This window comes from Prevotella sp. P5-64, from assembly GCF_002251285.1.
Lineage (GTDB): Bacteria > Bacteroidota > Bacteroidia > Bacteroidales > Bacteroidaceae > Prevotella.
In genome coordinates this window covers 27540-42305 of the sequence record NZ_NPJK01000046.1, presented here as the reverse complement: position 1 = coordinate 42305, position 14766 = coordinate 27540, and the positions used below count along the sequence as shown (strand labels likewise).

Sequence of the window (14766 nt, the reverse complement as noted above, 5' to 3'; positions counted from 1 at the left end):
TCGGACTTATCATCACATCATCGTGCAACCCCTTCTTTATTTTTTTACCCAATAATACGATTACAGCATGTTTAGTGGAATAGTAGAAGAGATGGCCACAGTCACAGCCATCGTCAGAGAACAAGAGAATATACATATCACCCTGAGATGCTCGTTCACCGCTGAGCTCAAGATAGACCAAAGCATAGCCCACAACGGCGTCTGCCTTACAGTAGTGGCTATCGATGGTGATTGTTATACGGTCACCGCGATGAAAGAGACGCTCGACCGTTCTAATTTAGGTATGCTTACCGTTGGCAGCCACGTTAACATAGAACGCTCGATGCTCATGAATGGCCGCCTCGATGGACATATCGTACAAGGACACGTGGACCAAACCGCACTATGCACTGCCGTGACCGATGCCGACGGCAGTACCTATTACGATTTTACCTACCATTACGACAGGGCTATGGCCCATCGTGGCTACTTTACAGTGGACAAAGGCTCAGTAACAGTCAATGGCGTATCACTTACTGTATGTCAGCCCACGGACAACAGTTTCCGCGTTGCCATCATCCCCTACACACGCGAGCACACCAATATTGGTGAAATCACAGTAGGCTCTACGGTCAACATAGAGTTTGATATTCTCGGAAAATACATCGCAAGATTGCAATCTCTCCAATAGATTGCAATCTTTTTATAATAGAATTTCTTCTGGCGTCTCTACCAAGCGTTGGGCACCATGCTCGATGAGGAAATCGCGAGAACGGAATCCCCACAGCACACTGATGCAAGGCATATTACAGTTGCGAGCGGTCTCAATATCCACATCACTGTCGCCAATATACACTGCACCATCCCTACTTGCCCCAAGTTGTCTTAGGGCCTCCTCTACCGTATCAGGAGCAGGTTTCTTACGAATATTCTCGCGTTCACCAATCGCCACCGCTACATATTCGCCAAAAAAATGACGGCATAGCTCTTGTGTGGCGGCATAAAACTTATTGCTCACCACAGCAATGTTCTTTCCACGTTTCTTGAGTTCTTTCAGCATAGGCATCACTCCCTCGTAGGGCGCCGTGGTGTCGAGATTGTGCTTGAGATAATGCTGACGAAAACAGGCATAGGCATCGTCAAAGAGCGGATTATCCGTCCCTTCGGGTATAGCCCGCTCCATAAGTTTCTTCACTCCGTTACCTACAAATCTTCTTACATCATCTTCGCTGTGTTCGGGCATGCCATAAGTACGAAGAGCATAATTGGTACTCGCTGCCAAGTCATGCAATGTATCGAGCAGCGTACCATCAAGGTCAAAAATATATGTCTGATATTCCATTGTATATCCTCCAAACATCGGCAAAGGTAACAATTATTCCCCACTCATCTATCCTGAGCAACTATAAAAAATGCTAATTATTGGCCTTATCCTTATCTTTATGGCAAACCACGGGAAACAGCTACTCTCACGGGCAAAAAATAAATCATTTTATTTTGTTCTCCAATGGCTTTTCGCTAACTTTGCATGAAACTAATTAGTATAAAGATGAAACCACTTACAAAAAGCAATAAGAAGTATATCGTCATGGCATTGACCTGCCTCGCGGTCATGTCGGGATTTGCATATTACTACTTCTTCTCGGCCTTCTCCGTTTCTTCCACAACAGAATATCTGTACATAGACCAGGACGATAACATCGACTCGGTATTCACCAAACTTACCCCGATAGCCTCGCGTCACGGTATGCAAGGATTGAGCACGCTTGTAAGACACAGCGATTACCCAGAAATCATTAAGACCGGACGCTACGAGATAACCACATCAATAGGGGCATTCCAGCTTTTTAGAAGACTCAAAGCAGGCATGCAATCTCCCGTGCACCTCACAGTCCCCTCGGTACGTACGGTGGAAGATTTGGCAGAAGAGCTCACAACCAAGCTCATGCTTGACAGTGCCACACTCCATGCGGCCCTTGTCAACCCAGATACCTGTAAGACTTACGGCTACACACCTGAGACTATCACATGTATGTTTGTACCAAATACATATGAGGTCTACTGGAACATATCTCTCTCCAAACTCCTCAAGCGCATGAAGAAGGAGAGTGATTCATTCTGGAATGAAGACCGTATGGCTAAGGCGCAGCGTCTGAAACTAACACCCATAGAGGTTATCACCCTTGCAAGTATAGTAGACGAAGAGACTGCCAACAATGCCGAGAAGCCCATGGTGGCTGGTATGTATTACAATCGCCTGATGATGCGCGATGGAGAATACCCAAATGGCATGCCGCTGCAGGCCGACCCTACTATCAAATTCGCGCTCAAGCAGTTTGCGTTGAAACGCATTTACCACAATATGCTACAAACGCAAAGTCCATACAACACATACGTCAACACAGGTCTGCCTCCAGGCCCCATCCGCATTCCTACCGTGGCAGGCATAGACGCAGTACTCAATATGGTACACCATAATTATATATATATGTGCGCGAAGGAAGACTTCAGTGGTACTCATAATTTTGCCAGCAACTATAAGGACCATCAGGCCAATGCTGCCAAGTATAGCAAAGCCCTCAATGCAAGAGGCATAAAGTAGAATTCACCTATTTATTAACAATCAATGTGGCCATCCCCTATCCGCATGTTGCATCAGTCTTTATGATTACTTCGTCCGATGGGAATGGCTACTAATACTCTAACTTCATTTAATACCCAATGAAACAGAAATCACTGTTGTTCTTAATCTTGATGGCTCTCGCCATCCAGTATGGTTGGGCTCAGAAGAAGCCCCTTACCCACGATGTGTATGATGCTTGGCAGAGCGTAAAATCTGCTTTTCTTTCCTCAAAAGGCAATGTAAGCCTATGGGAAGTTAATCCACAACAAGGCGACGGCACACTCTACATCCGCGACAACCGCAACGGTCGCCTCATCACACTCCCCAGAGGCTACAGAGCAAGAATCACCTCAAACGAGAAATATGTAGTGGCGCAGATTAAGCCATTGTTCTCGCAGACACGTGATGCTAAAATCAAGAAGAAGAAAGCAGCCGATATGCCCAAGGATTCTGTGGCTATCATAGACATCAATGATGGAAACATTAAGAAAATCGCCAACGTCAGCGGATATAGCATGGGACGAGTAGAGCAGCCTGTAGTTGCCATTGCTCTGACCTATAAGACTCCAGAGCCATCTATGATAGCCGAAAAGGAGAAAGCTAAAAAGAAAAAAAAGAACAAAAAGACAAAGGATGAGGCTCCCAAGGCCAAGGTGGACAAGGATGCTGCCAATGACATGTTGCTCTACACCTTTGCCACAGGCGACACCGTGCGTATGCGCTGTGTAGCTGGTTACGAAATCAATGCCCAAGGTTCACAGATGGCATACGTTGCCCGCGACAAGAAGAACCATAATATCATGAAACTCGCCAATCTGTCGAACCTGGATATTCGGAGCGTCTCGGCAGAAGCCACATTCATGTCATCGCCAAAATTCAACTGGACAGGCGACAGACTTATGTTTATGGCAGCCACAGATACCATACCCTCTGGTAGCCGCCACTGTTCACTCTATGAATACCGTCTTCAGGGAGGACTCCGTACGGTTGTAAGCAGTGATGATTCATCAAAACTCATTGATGGTTGGGGAATTACCGACAAGTCAAATCCATACTACACCCGTAACGGCAATCGCATTATGGTTGGCATTATGCCCTATGTAGCTCCAGACGACAAAACCAAGTATGACTTCGAGACCGCCGAGCCCAGCATTTGGCGCTATGATGCCGACCTGATTCCACCGATGTTCAAATTAGGAGAACTGAAGAACGGCACCTCGCAGGTAACATGCACCATTGACAACGAAGGCAACTTCATCCGTCTTGGGCAGTCTTACTACGACCGACTGCTATTCCCCGACCTCAGCGTTACAAATACGGCCCTTTCCGTGGACAATACAGGACGTATACTCGAGCAGCAATGGGATATTCAGACCAAGAAGCGCATCTCTGTCATAGATACCTATACAGGTAAGCGCACCCAGATTGCCGACTGCAAAACTGCGGGCGAAACCATTTCACCTGATGGCAAACACGCCGCATGGTTTGACTTGGAAAAGCATCACTGGATGCTTGCCAACACCTCTACTCATAAGATTGCCAACATTACAGCATCACTCAAGGTTCCATTCTACAACGAAGACACAGACACCCCCAGCGAAGCGGCTCCCTACGCCGGCGTTATATGGACTTCCGACAATCGTGGTATGATTCTCACCGACCGTTTCGACCTATGGTATATCCCTCTCGACGGCAACAAACCACTTAACCTCACTCAGGGCAACGGACGCAAGGATAGCATACAATACCGTTTCCGCAACCTTCAGCCTTCTACAGACAAGGTTGGCTTCGACGCCTGCCAGCCTATATATCTTTCGGTATACAACTACCGCACCAAGGAGAACGGCTTCGCAAAGACAGATTTGAATGCCAACCTGCAGCAACTCGAATATGGAAAGTATACTTATACCAGCCTGTGCAAGGCCGATTCTGCCAACACGTTCATGGTATGCAAGGGTAACTTTGAAGTTCCTATGAATCTTTGGCTCGTCAACGACAAGTGGACTCAGTTGAGCAACATCAATCCCCAGCAGGCTGACTATGCTTGGGGTAAGCCAGAGCTCTTCCAGTGGAAGGCATTTGACGGCACCCCACTCGACGGTGTGCTCTATAAGCCAGACAACTTTGATCCCAACAAGAAATATCCGGTCATTGTCTATTTCTATGAGCGCAACAGTGAGTCACTCTACCGTTACTTCAGTCCTGCGCCCAGCCGCAGCATCGTTAACATCCCTTACTTTGTAAGCAACGGATACATTGTTTTTGTTCCCGATGTGGTTTATAAGGTAGGTCATCCTGGCAAATCTGCTTACAATTGTATTGTAGCTGGTGCCAAAGCTCTTGCAGCCAATAAGTGGGTGGACAGTTCCCACATGGCCATCCAGGGTCAAAGTTGGGGTGGCTATCAGGTAGCTTATCTCATAGCCCACACTGATATGTTTGCTGCAGGTGGAGCCGGTGCTCCCGTTTGCAATATGACGAGTGCTTATGGAGGCATCAGATGGGGCACAGGAATAAGCCGCCAATTCCAGTATGAGCAGACACAGAGCCGTATTGGCAAAGACCTCTGGAGCGGCTTCGACCTCTACATAGAGAACTCTCCCCTCTTCGATTACCCCAAGGTAAAGACCCCTGTGCTCATCATGCACAACAATGCCGATGGTGCTGTTCCCTATTATCAGGGAATTGAGATGTTTATGGCGCTCCGTCGTTTGGGCAAACCCGCCTGGTTGCTTGAATATAACCGAGAGGCCCATAATCTCTCCAATCGTAAGAATGCCAAAGACCTGAGCAAGCGTCTGTCTGATTTCTTCGACCACTATCTCAAGGGAGCTCCTCTCCCCGACTGGATGAAGCCCGACACACCTTATATCATCAACGGCCAGGCCAAGAGGCTCTATTAACAGCGACAAAGATTTTGCTAAATTGCTCGTTTTTATTGTCTTTTCAAGAACATTTCTTTGATATGTCAGAAATAATACGTTATTTTGCATAGCAAAAGGTAGACGAGCAATGGATACAATACTGACTATTACAGGTTCAGACAATACAGGAGGCTCTGGTGTTCAGGCGGACATCAGAGCCATTACTGAACTTGGAGGCCGTATGGTTTCTGTAGTCACTTGTATCACCATCCAGAATACGCTTGGTATTCAGGAGTTTTATGACATACCCGCCCAAGTAGTTGCAGACCAGATTGAAGCCATTGGGAATGATATGCAGCCCCCCATCGTCAAGGTTGGAATGGTGCGCAATCTCCAGACCTTATCGGTCATCATCAATTACCTCCGCCGATACAAGCCTTCATACGTTATCTATGACCCCGTCGTCTTTTCCAGTAACGGCGACCTGCTGATGGAAAGCCATCTCATAGGTATGATACGCCAGCATCTCCTGCCCCTTTGTTCGCTGATACTTCTCAGAAGGAAGGAGTCTACGCTGGTATTAGGCAATACATCCCCAGACAATGTCTCACTGCTCGACGACACCCCTGTTCACGGATATTCCAACTTGCTTTCCACCGCCATTACTTATTATCTCTCGCAAGGCAACTCGATAAACGAGGCCATGCAGAAAGCATCCGAGTATCTGCGCATCCACGTTTCTCCCGATGACAGTTCGCATAACCGCAGCACCGAACTCTACCGCGATTTCACCAAGGCCATAACCGCCTACCTCAAGCAGCGGAGCGATGTTGCCTATTATGCCGACTTCCTGAATGTCACCCCGCGCTATCTGGCCCAGGTTACAAACCGCATCAGCGGCATGACACCCAAAGCCATCATAGAGCAGCATTTGGAAGACGCAATCTGCAACGAACTTTTTAACACAGGGAAGACTATTCAGGAAATAGCCTATGAATACCAGTTCTCTTCACAGGCTCACTTTACCAAGTTCTTCAAACGTATCACTGGATATACTCCAAGTAATTATCGTAAAAATCATATACAATGACAACAGAAAGACAAATTTTGAACCGCAACTTGGCTCAGATGCTCAAAGGCGGTGTAATCATGGACGTAACAACCCCCGAGCAGGCACGTATCGCCGAAGCAGCTGGTGCCTGTGCCGTAATGGCATTGGAGCGAATCCCTGCGGACATCCGCGCAGCCGGAGGTGTATCACGTATGAGTGACCCCAAGATGATAAAGGGAATCCAGGAGGCTGTCAGCATTCCTGTAATGGCTAAATGCCGTATCGGCCATATTGCCGAGGCACAGATTCTGCAGGCTATCGAGATTGACTATATCGACGAGAGCGAGGTACTCTCTCCTGCCGACAATATCTATCACATCGACAAGACCCAGTTTGACGTGCCCTTCGTATGTGGTGCCAAGAATCTGGGAGAAGCCCTCCGTCGTATTGCCGAAGGCGCTACCATGATACGTACCAAGGGCGAGCCCGGTACAGGCGATGTCGTTCAGGCCGTTAGTCACATGCGCATGATGCAGAGCGAAATCCGTCGCATTACCAGCATGAGCAAGGATGAACTCTATGAAGCTGCCAAGCAACTCCAGGTACCTTACGACCTCATAGTCTATGTTCACGAGAATGGCAAGCTCCCTGTAGTAAACTTCGCCGCTGGTGGTGTTGCCACACCTGCCGATGCCGCCCTCATGATGCAGTTGGGTGCTGAAGGCGTATTTGTTGGAAGCGGAATCTTCAAGAGTGGCAACCCTGCAAAGCGCGCAGCCGCCATCGTACAGGCTGTTACCAATTACAATGACCCCGTCAAACTGGCAGAACTGAGCGAAGACTTAGGCGAAGCTATGGTTGGTATCAACGAGCAGGAGATTGAACTGCTTATGGCAGAACGTGGCAAATGAGAGTAGGTGTATTAGCTCTCCAAGGAGCCTTCATCGAGCACGAACAGATGCTTCAGCACATAGGTGTTGAAGCATTTGAAATCAGACAGTTAAAAGATTTCCAACAACCCATCGACCGTCTGATTATCCCGGGCGGAGAAAGCACCACATTGCGCAAGTTGCTCAAGGATACAGGGCTCTTTACACCTATCCGCGAGCGCATCCTTGACGGAATGCCAGTCTTTGGAACATGCGCAGGAATGATACTTCTCGCCCTGCATATCGAGAACGAGACCGACACCGGACTTGCCACCATGGATATTACCGTGCGTCGCAACGCCTACGGACGTCAGTTGGGCAGCTTTTATACCGAGTCTGAGTTCAAGGGCATCGACCATCCGATACCTATGACATTCATCCGTGCTCCATACATCCAGTCTGTGGGCGAGGGAGTAGAAGTATTAGCAACAGTCGATGGCAATATCGTGGCCGCACGCCAAGGTAGCCAGCTTGTTACCTCATTCCATCCCGAGCTCAATGACTCGGAAGAGATACACAGACTGTTCCTCAGCCTCTAAGATAATCATAATATTCTAACACAATCATCTTGGGCATTACAAATGGTAATCTTTAGCATACCCAAGGTGATTGTTTTTTCCCAATCACCATTACTTAAGCATTACCAATTATTCTTCTTATGGACTATATAGAACTGAAAGGCGTAAGGGTCAACAACCTGAAAAATATCAATATATCAATCCCCCGCAACAAGTTTGTTGTCATAGCGGGAGTCAGTGGTTCGGGCAAGAGTTCATTGGCTTTCGATACGCTCTATGCCGAAGGACAGCGCCGTTATGTAGAGTCTCTCTCCAGTTATGCCCGTCAGTTCTTGGGAAGAATGAGCAAGCCCGAGTATGACTTCGTCAAGGGACTTCCTCCTGCAATTGCCATTGAGCAGCGTGTAATTTCGCGCAACCCGCGTTCTACCGTAGGTACATCTACAGAGATTTACGAATATCTTCGATTGCTCTTCGCACGTATAGGCAAGACCTTCTCTCCGATTAGCGGCCAGGAGGTAAAGCGTCATTCTACAGAAGACATCATAGCGTGCACCCACCAGTTTGCCGAGGGTACCCGCTTTCTGATATTGGCCCCTGTCCATGTGGCCGAAAACCGCACTCTGGCTCAGCAGTTGGAAATGTACCGACAGGGAGGCTACCAGCGCCTGTATGTCAATAAGGAGGTGCAGCGTCTGGACGACCTTCTCGCAAGCACCGAGCCCCTACCCGATGCCAAAGATGTATATATAGTGGTCGACCGCCTTACCGTTTCGGCAGAGAATGACCAGGTGTCACGCCTGGTCGATTCGGCAGAGACCGCCATGTACGAAGGCAACGGCACCTGCGTATTGGTATTCATACCGTCCAACTTGTCCTACGAGTTCTCCACAAGATTCGAGGCCGACGGCATAACCTTTGAAGAGCCCAATGACAATATGTTCTCCTTCAACTCTCCTGTAGGGGCCTGCCCTACCTGCGAGGGCTTTGGAAGCATCATCGGCATTGACGAGAAACTGGTTATCCCCAATTCTACGCTGAGTGTCTATGAGGGATGCGTCAAATGCTGGCATGGAGAGAAGATGAAGGCTTGGAAGGAAGAGTTCTGCCGACGCGCACAGAAAGACAACTTCCCCATCTTCACCCCCTATAATGCCCTGACCCAAGCCGAGAAGGATATGCTGTGGCATGGGCTGCCATCCGAGCAACACATGAACATTCATGACAAGGTTTGCATCGACTCTTTCTTCCAGATGGTCAAAGACAACCAGTATAAAATACAATATCGTGTGATGCTGAGTTGCTATCGTGGACGCACCACGTGTCCTGATTGTCGTGGCGGACGTCTTAAGAAGGAGGCCAACTGGGTAAAGATTAATGGGCGAAGCATAACCGACCTTGTACAGATGCCCATTGGCAACCTGCTGGAATGGTTCAGGAATCTGCAACTGTCCGAGTATGAGCAGAAAGTAAGCAAACGCCTGTTGACAGAGATTACCAATCGCCTGGATTTCCTGTGTCAGGTTGGGCTGCAATACCTCACGCTGAACCGCCAGTCCAACAGTCTGTCTGGAGGCGAATCTCAACGCATCAGCCTTACCACCGCCATCGGCAGTTCGCTTGTGGGTTCTCTTTATATCCTTGACGAACCGTCCATAGGACTTCACAGTCGCGACACCCAACGGTTAATAAAAGTTCTGAGAGAACTGCAGCAGTTGGGCAATACCGTGATAGTGGTAGAGCACGACGAAGAAATCATGCGTGCCGCCGACTACCTGATAGATGTCGGTCCCGATGCAGGCCAGCATGGAGGAAGCATCGTCTTCGAAGGCGATATGGCCCAGCTGTCTAAGGCTACCGTCAAGGACTATCCGCAGTCTTATACCGTGAAATATCTTACCGGTGAAGAGACAATAGCCATACCCGCATCGCGCCGTCCATGGAATCGCTCCCTGACGGTCAAGGGCGCCCGCATGAACAACCTCAGAGGCATAGACGTACAGATACCGCTCAATGTCATGACCGTCGTCACCGGTGTGTCGGGGTCGGGCAAGAGCTCTCTCATCAAGGGTATACTCTATCCCGCACTGAAGCGCAGACTCGATGAGGTTGCCGATTTGCCAGGAGAGTATCTGTCCCTCGAGGGCGACGTGGATTCCATCAAGCACGTCGAGTTTGTCGACCAGAATCCTATTGGCAAATCCACCAGGTCCAATCCGGCCACCTACGTCAAGGCATACGATGCCATCCGGCAGTTGTTTGCCGACCAGCCCCTTTCGCGCCAGATGGGGTATACTGCCCAATACTTCTCGTTCAACGCCGAGGGTGGACGATGCGAGGAATGTAAAGGAGCAGGCGTCATCACGGTAGAGATGCAGTTCATGGCCGACTTGGTGCTCGAGTGTGAAGCCTGCCACGGCCGGCGGTTCCAAAAAGACATCCTCGATGTTACCTTCCACGACAAGAACATCTACGATGTGCTCTGCATGACCATATCCGAAGCCATCGACTTCTTTACCCAGTACAACCAACCAGTCATTGTCAACCGCCTGAAGCCTCTTCAGGATGTCGGACTTGGCTATATCAAGTTGGGGCAGAGCTCTTCTACGCTGTCGGGAGGCGAAAACCAGCGTGTCAAATTGGCTTACTTTATTGGGCAAGAGAAAGCCGACCCCACCCTGTTTATCTTTGACGAGCCTACGACGGGCTTGCATTTCCACGACATCCAGAAACTGCTCCACTCGTTTGACTCGCTTATCAAGCGAGGTCATTCCATACTGATTATCGAGCACAATATGGAGGTCATCAAGTGTGCCGACTGGGTCATCGACCTCGGACCCGATGGCGGAGACAAAGGTGGCGGCCTGGTATTTGAGGGAACGCCAGAAAATCTGGCGACATGCAAGGAAAGCATTACCGGCAAGTATCTGGCAGACAAACTCAAAGAAGCATAAAGATATGAAAGGACTGTCCATACTGATACCTGAATACAATTGCGACTGCACCCAGCTTGTGCGCGATTTGCACCGCCAATGCGCCTCGGCCCCGTTGCCTTCTTGGGAGATTGTCGTTGCAGACGATGGTTCTATCGATGAGACTGCCGTCAATCAGAATCGCATCATCGGCACCTGGGACAATTGCACCTTCATACGCAACGAGCAGAATATGGGTCGTGCGGCTATCCGCAACTTCCTTGCCGAAAAAGCGCAATACGACCGCCTGCTCTTCATCGATTCAGATATGTGCATCGTGTCCGAAGACTTTGTGAAGACCTACCTTGCATCTTCAGCCCCTGTAATATATGGCAGCTATAGTATCGTGGGAAATCATGCGGGCAATCTGCGCTATGAGTATGAACGCCAAGCCGAGCACAGTCATCGGGCCTCGGTGAGACAACAGAACTGCTATAAAGACTTTCACACCTCCAACTTCTGCATAGACCGAAGCATCTTTATCGCCCACCCATTAGACGTTTCCTACGAAGGCTACGGATATGAAGACGTGGCGTATGGCGACCAGTTGTGCCGAGCAGGCATTCCCATTCAGCATATTGACAATCCCGTGGGTTATTATGATTTTGAGACCAACGAATCATATATGCTAAAAGTAGAAGAGAGCCTGTTGACCCTGTACCGGCACCGCTCCCAACTGAAAGACTATTCCCGCATCATCGCCGTAACGGCAGTTGTCGAACGCATACACCTGCATCATCTGGCTGGAGCATTGTTCCGATTGGTACAAAACAAAATGCGGAGACAGATTGTGACCTGCCCCCGCTTGATGTTGTTCACGTTATATAAGATTGGGTACTATATTAATCTTGCTCGTTGTCAGAAGTAAGTTTGAATCCACCTGTCGGTATCTTGCGTTTCAGTACATCCAGTTTCAAACTGCCTCCTATCGGTTTTCCGGCTTCTGCCAATGTCTGTTCTATGGTTATGCGTGCAAGTTCCGGATGATTGTTTTCTTCAGACAAATGGCACAACCATATATGCTTCAGCTTCTCTGAAGCCTCTTCGGCTATTACTTTGGCACAATTCTTATTGCTGAGGTGTCCGTTGGGACCACTCACCCGCTGTTTGAGATAGGCCGAATAGGGGCCGCTCATCAGCATGGCTTCATCGTGATTGGCCTCAATTATCAGGTAATCAGCGACGCTGATAGCCTTTCTGATTTCATCGGTAATTTCACCCACATCGGTTGCCAGAACTATAGTCATACCCTCATGCTCTATCTGGTAGCCCACGCAGTCCATACTATCATGAGGCACATGGAAAGAGGTAATGTTGAAATTGCCCAACTTCTGCATGACGCCATTTTCTATCACATGCTTGTTGCCAACCGGAACCTTGGCCCTTACACAGTAATTTCGCTCAATACCATGATGGACCGTGGCCGTGGCGTAGACCGGAATATGGAAGTCCTTGCTGATACAGCCCACAGACTTGATATGGTCGGCATGGTCATGGGTGACGATGATATTCTGTATCTGCGACAGAGAAAGACCATAATTAGAGAAGTGTTTCTTCAGCGTTCGTATGCCGACACCGACATCAACCATCAGATTGTCAGTGTCATTATAAAAAAAATAGCAGTTACCACTGCTACCGCTTCCGAAAGATATAAAATTGAGCATTGTCGTTTTGTCTTTTTTGAAATGCAAAACTACTCAAAAATGGCGAGATTACAAAACTTACCTACACTTTTTTCAAGCCGGTTCTTAATTCCGCCAAGCCCCTGTCTGATTCATTCTACCCCATGACCACCTACAAAATGATTGCGAACTACGAGTTGCAGAAATCAAACCGTGAAAAATCTATTGCCAACCACGAAACCGTCATTTCAAACCTTGAAATTACCTTCAACATGGTTGGAAAAGAAATCAACATAATCACTGACGAAATTCAAGCACATAAAAAAGGTGTCTGATTGGTCAACATGACGACAATCAGACACCTAAATCTATTTATTGGCTATAGAAGCGTTGGGTTAGAGACCCAGCTGCTTCTTGATTTCCTCTATCTTGGCCATACCTTCCTCCTTGCAGCGGGTATAGCATCCTGCGCACTTCATAGTGCCCTTGACCTCAAAGTAGAACTTAATCTTAGGCTCAGTTCCAGACGGTCTTACGCTAAGTTTGGTGCCATCCTCGCAGAACCACTGCAGCACATTGCTGGTAGCAGGCATATCAAGTTTGGTGACATTGCCCTCGCTATCGGTCTGGGTCAGGCTCTGGAAGTCCTTAGAACATACTATCTTGCTTCCTGCGAGGTCCTTGGGAGGATTGTTGCGGAAGTTGGTCATCATCTGCTTGATTTCGTCAGCACCTGTCTTGCCAGGCTTAACCACATTGATGGTAAATTCCTCAGAGAAACCATACTCAAGATAGATTTCCATCAACAGTTCGTAGAGAGTCTTGCCCTTGTCCTTGGCATAAGCACAAATCTCAGCCAAGAGAGAACATGCAGAAACGGCGTCCTTGTCACGAACAAAGTCTTCGGCCATAAAGCCGTAGCTCTCTTCGCCACCACCGATAAACTGCTGCTTGCCTTCAGAGATGGCAATCTCACGTGCAATCCACTTGAAGCCTGTGTAGCAATCGCGCATTTCGATATGGTTCTTCTCAGCAATCTTGCGGATAACCTCGGTGGTAACAATAGTCTTGACGATAAAGTCGGTGTCCTTCATCTTGCCCATTGCCTTGCGGTTGGTAATGATGTAATAGAGGAAGAGCAGACAGGTCTGGTTGCCATTGATAAGTATCCACTCGCCCTTGTCGTTCTTGCAGGCCATACCTACGCGGTCGGCATCGGGGTCGCTGGCCATAACGATGTCGGCGTCAATCTCCTTGGCGTCTCTGAGAGCCAGAGTCAGCGCCTCGCCATTCTCGGGGTTAGGAGAAACCACTGTTGGGAAATCGCCACTACGCTGCATCTGCTCCTTGACACAATGTACATTCTCAAAGCCCCATAACTTGAGTGACTGGGGAATCAGCATCATACCAGTGCCATGCAGAGGAGTGTAAACTATCTTCAGGTCTTTCTGACGCTTAATCACTTCAGGGTCGATGCATACAGTACGTATCTTCTCGAGGTATGCCTTGTCAATCTCTTCGCCGATAATCTGGATAAGGTCCTTGTTGGCAGCAAACTTCACGTCGGCTACAGTAACCTTGTTGACTTCGTCGATGATGCCAGTATCGTGGGGTGACAGCACCTGGGCTCCATCCTCCCAGTAAGCCTTATAGCCATTGTACTCCTTGGGGTTGTGGCTGGCAGTAATGTTAACACCTGCCTGGCATCCGAGATGGCGGATTGCGAAAGAGCACTCTGGAGTAGGACGCATATCGTCAAAGAGATATACCTTGATACCATTAGCAGAGAAGATAGCTGCTACATTCTCGGCAAAGAGGCGGCTGTTGTTGCGGCAGTCATGACATACTACAACAGAGATTTGCTCCTTGTCCTTGAAGTTCAGTTTAAGATAGTTGGCAAATCCTTGTGTTGCCATGCCAACTGTATAGATATTCATACGATTGCTACCTGCACCCATGATACCACGAAGACCACCGGTACCAAATTCAAGGTCCTTGTAGAAACATTCGATGAGATTGGTCTTGTCTTCCGAAGCGATGAGCGCTTCTACCTCCTTACGAGTAGCCTCGTCAAAAGCAGGAGTTAACCATTGCTGTGCCTTTTCTGTGCACTGAGCAATCAATTGTGCATTATTTTCCATATTACGTTAAATAAATTGTTATAGTCTGATGCAAAGATAACAAATTATATCCGTGATAATCGCCAAT

The 14766-nt window shown here is 48.4% G+C and carries 12 protein-coding genes; 9 read left to right on the top strand and 3 right to left on the bottom strand.

The window, feature by feature from the left end:
• Nucleotides 1-67: 67 nt before the first annotated feature.
• On the top strand, nucleotides 68-670 hold the full coding sequence (locus CIK87_RS08970) for a riboflavin synthase (protein ID WP_022311425.1): 603 nt from the start codon (nucleotides 68-70) through the stop codon (nucleotides 668-670).
• Nucleotides 671-682: 12 nt separating this feature from the next.
• Here CIK87_RS08970 and CIK87_RS08965 read toward each other — a convergent pair whose 3' ends face one another.
• A complete protein-coding gene (locus CIK87_RS08965; RefSeq protein ID WP_094386894.1) occupies nucleotides 683-1321 on the bottom strand; it encodes an HAD family hydrolase in 639 nt (212 codons plus the stop codon).
• Nucleotides 1322-1528: 207 nt separating this feature from the next.
• Here CIK87_RS08965 and mltG point away from each other — a divergent pair, with 207 nt between their 5' ends.
• The 7 genes from mltG to CIK87_RS08930 all read left to right on the top strand — a co-directional run bounded on the left by mltG (nucleotide 1529) and on the right by CIK87_RS08930 (nucleotide 11804).
• Nucleotides 1529-2581: an endolytic transglycosylase MltG gene (mltG, locus tag CIK87_RS08960; protein ID WP_094386893.1), complete on the top strand. Its 1053-nt coding sequence runs from the start codon at nucleotides 1529-1531 to the stop codon at nucleotides 2579-2581.
• Nucleotides 2582-2700: 119 nt separating this feature from the next.
• Complete coding sequence (locus CIK87_RS08955; protein WP_094386892.1) at nucleotides 2701-5505, top strand: prolyl oligopeptidase family serine peptidase; 2805 nt, start codon at nucleotides 2701-2703, stop codon at nucleotides 5503-5505.
• A gap of 109 nt (nucleotides 5506-5614) precedes the next feature.
• Nucleotides 5615-6556 (top strand): bifunctional hydroxymethylpyrimidine kinase/phosphomethylpyrimidine kinase, encoded by a 942-nt coding sequence (locus CIK87_RS08950; protein ID WP_094386891.1) that lies wholly within the window; start codon nucleotides 5615-5617, stop codon nucleotides 6554-6556.
• Nucleotides 6553-7428: a pyridoxal 5'-phosphate synthase lyase subunit PdxS gene (gene pdxS / locus CIK87_RS08945; RefSeq protein WP_094386890.1), complete on the top strand. Its 876-nt coding sequence runs from the start codon at nucleotides 6553-6555 to the stop codon at nucleotides 7426-7428. Before CIK87_RS08950 ends, pdxS begins: the two co-directional genes overlap by 4 nt.
• On the top strand, nucleotides 7425-7985 hold the full coding sequence (gene pdxT / locus CIK87_RS08940; protein ID WP_094386889.1) for a pyridoxal 5'-phosphate synthase glutaminase subunit PdxT: 561 nt from the start codon (nucleotides 7425-7427) through the stop codon (nucleotides 7983-7985). The genes pdxS and pdxT overlap by 4 nt, the downstream gene beginning before the upstream one ends.
• A 119-nt stretch (nucleotides 7986-8104) precedes the next feature.
• The gene (uvrA, locus tag CIK87_RS08935; RefSeq protein WP_094386888.1) at nucleotides 8105-10918 is read left to right on the top strand and encodes an excinuclease ABC subunit UvrA; all 2814 of its coding nucleotides are present in this window, start codon (nucleotides 8105-8107) and stop codon (nucleotides 10916-10918) included.
• Nucleotides 10919-10922: 4 nt separating this feature from the next.
• The gene (locus CIK87_RS08930) at nucleotides 10923-11804 is read left to right on the top strand and encodes a glycosyltransferase (protein WP_158216225.1); all 882 of its coding nucleotides are present in this window, start codon (nucleotides 10923-10925) and stop codon (nucleotides 11802-11804) included.
• On the opposite strand, the gene CIK87_RS08925 is transcribed toward CIK87_RS08930, so the two are convergent.
• A complete protein-coding gene (locus CIK87_RS08925) occupies nucleotides 11779-12600 on the bottom strand; it encodes an MBL fold metallo-hydrolase (protein ID WP_094386886.1) in 822 nt (273 codons plus the stop codon). The two genes, CIK87_RS08930 and CIK87_RS08925, sit on opposite strands and share 26 nt — an antisense overlap.
• 122 nt (nucleotides 12601-12722) lie before the next feature.
• Here CIK87_RS08925 and CIK87_RS14375 point away from each other — a divergent pair, with 122 nt between their 5' ends.
• Nucleotides 12723-12893, top strand: a complete 171-nt coding sequence (locus tag CIK87_RS14375; RefSeq protein ID WP_158214773.1) for a hypothetical protein — start codon at nucleotides 12723-12725, stop codon at nucleotides 12891-12893.
• Nucleotides 12894-12953: 60 nt separating this feature from the next.
• On the opposite strand, the gene CIK87_RS08920 is transcribed toward CIK87_RS14375, so the two are convergent.
• Nucleotides 12954-14699, bottom strand: coding sequence for a phospho-sugar mutase (locus tag CIK87_RS08920; protein ID WP_094386885.1), 1746 nt, complete (start codon nucleotides 14697-14699; stop codon nucleotides 12954-12956).
• Nucleotides 14700-14766: the final 67 nt, after the last annotated feature.

Bases quoted from the DNA above. Each gene is read 5' to 3' on its own strand.
- uvrA (WP_094386888.1), top strand. From the start codon at position 8,105: ATGGACTATATAGAACTGAAAGGCGTAAGGGTCAACAACCTGAAAAAT.
- CIK87_RS14375 (WP_158214773.1), top strand. From the start codon at position 12,723: ATGACCACCTACAAAATGATTGCGAACTACGAGTTGCAGAAATCAAAC.
- CIK87_RS08965 (WP_094386894.1), bottom strand. From the start codon at position 1,321: ATGGAATATCAGACATATATTTTTGACCTTGATGGTACGCTGCTCGAT.
- mltG (WP_094386893.1), top strand. From the start codon at position 1,529: ATGAAACCACTTACAAAAAGCAATAAGAAGTATATCGTCATGGCATTG.
- CIK87_RS08925 (WP_094386886.1), bottom strand. From the start codon at position 12,600: ATGCTCAATTTTATATCTTTCGGAAGCGGTAGCAGTGGTAACTGCTAT.
- CIK87_RS08970 (WP_022311425.1), top strand. From the start codon at position 68: ATGTTTAGTGGAATAGTAGAAGAGATGGCCACAGTCACAGCCATCGTC.
- CIK87_RS08950 (WP_094386891.1), top strand. From the start codon at position 5,615: ATGGATACAATACTGACTATTACAGGTTCAGACAATACAGGAGGCTCT.
- CIK87_RS08920 (WP_094386885.1), bottom strand. From the start codon at position 14,699: ATGGAAAATAATGCACAATTGATTGCTCAGTGCACAGAAAAGGCACAG.
- pdxT (WP_094386889.1), top strand. From the start codon at position 7,425: ATGAGAGTAGGTGTATTAGCTCTCCAAGGAGCCTTCATCGAGCACGAA.
- CIK87_RS08930 (WP_158216225.1), top strand. From the start codon at position 10,923: ATGAAAGGACTGTCCATACTGATACCTGAATACAATTGCGACTGCACC.
- pdxS (WP_094386890.1), top strand. From the start codon at position 6,553: ATGACAACAGAAAGACAAATTTTGAACCGCAACTTGGCTCAGATGCTC.
- CIK87_RS08955 (WP_094386892.1), top strand. From the start codon at position 2,701: ATGAAACAGAAATCACTGTTGTTCTTAATCTTGATGGCTCTCGCCATC.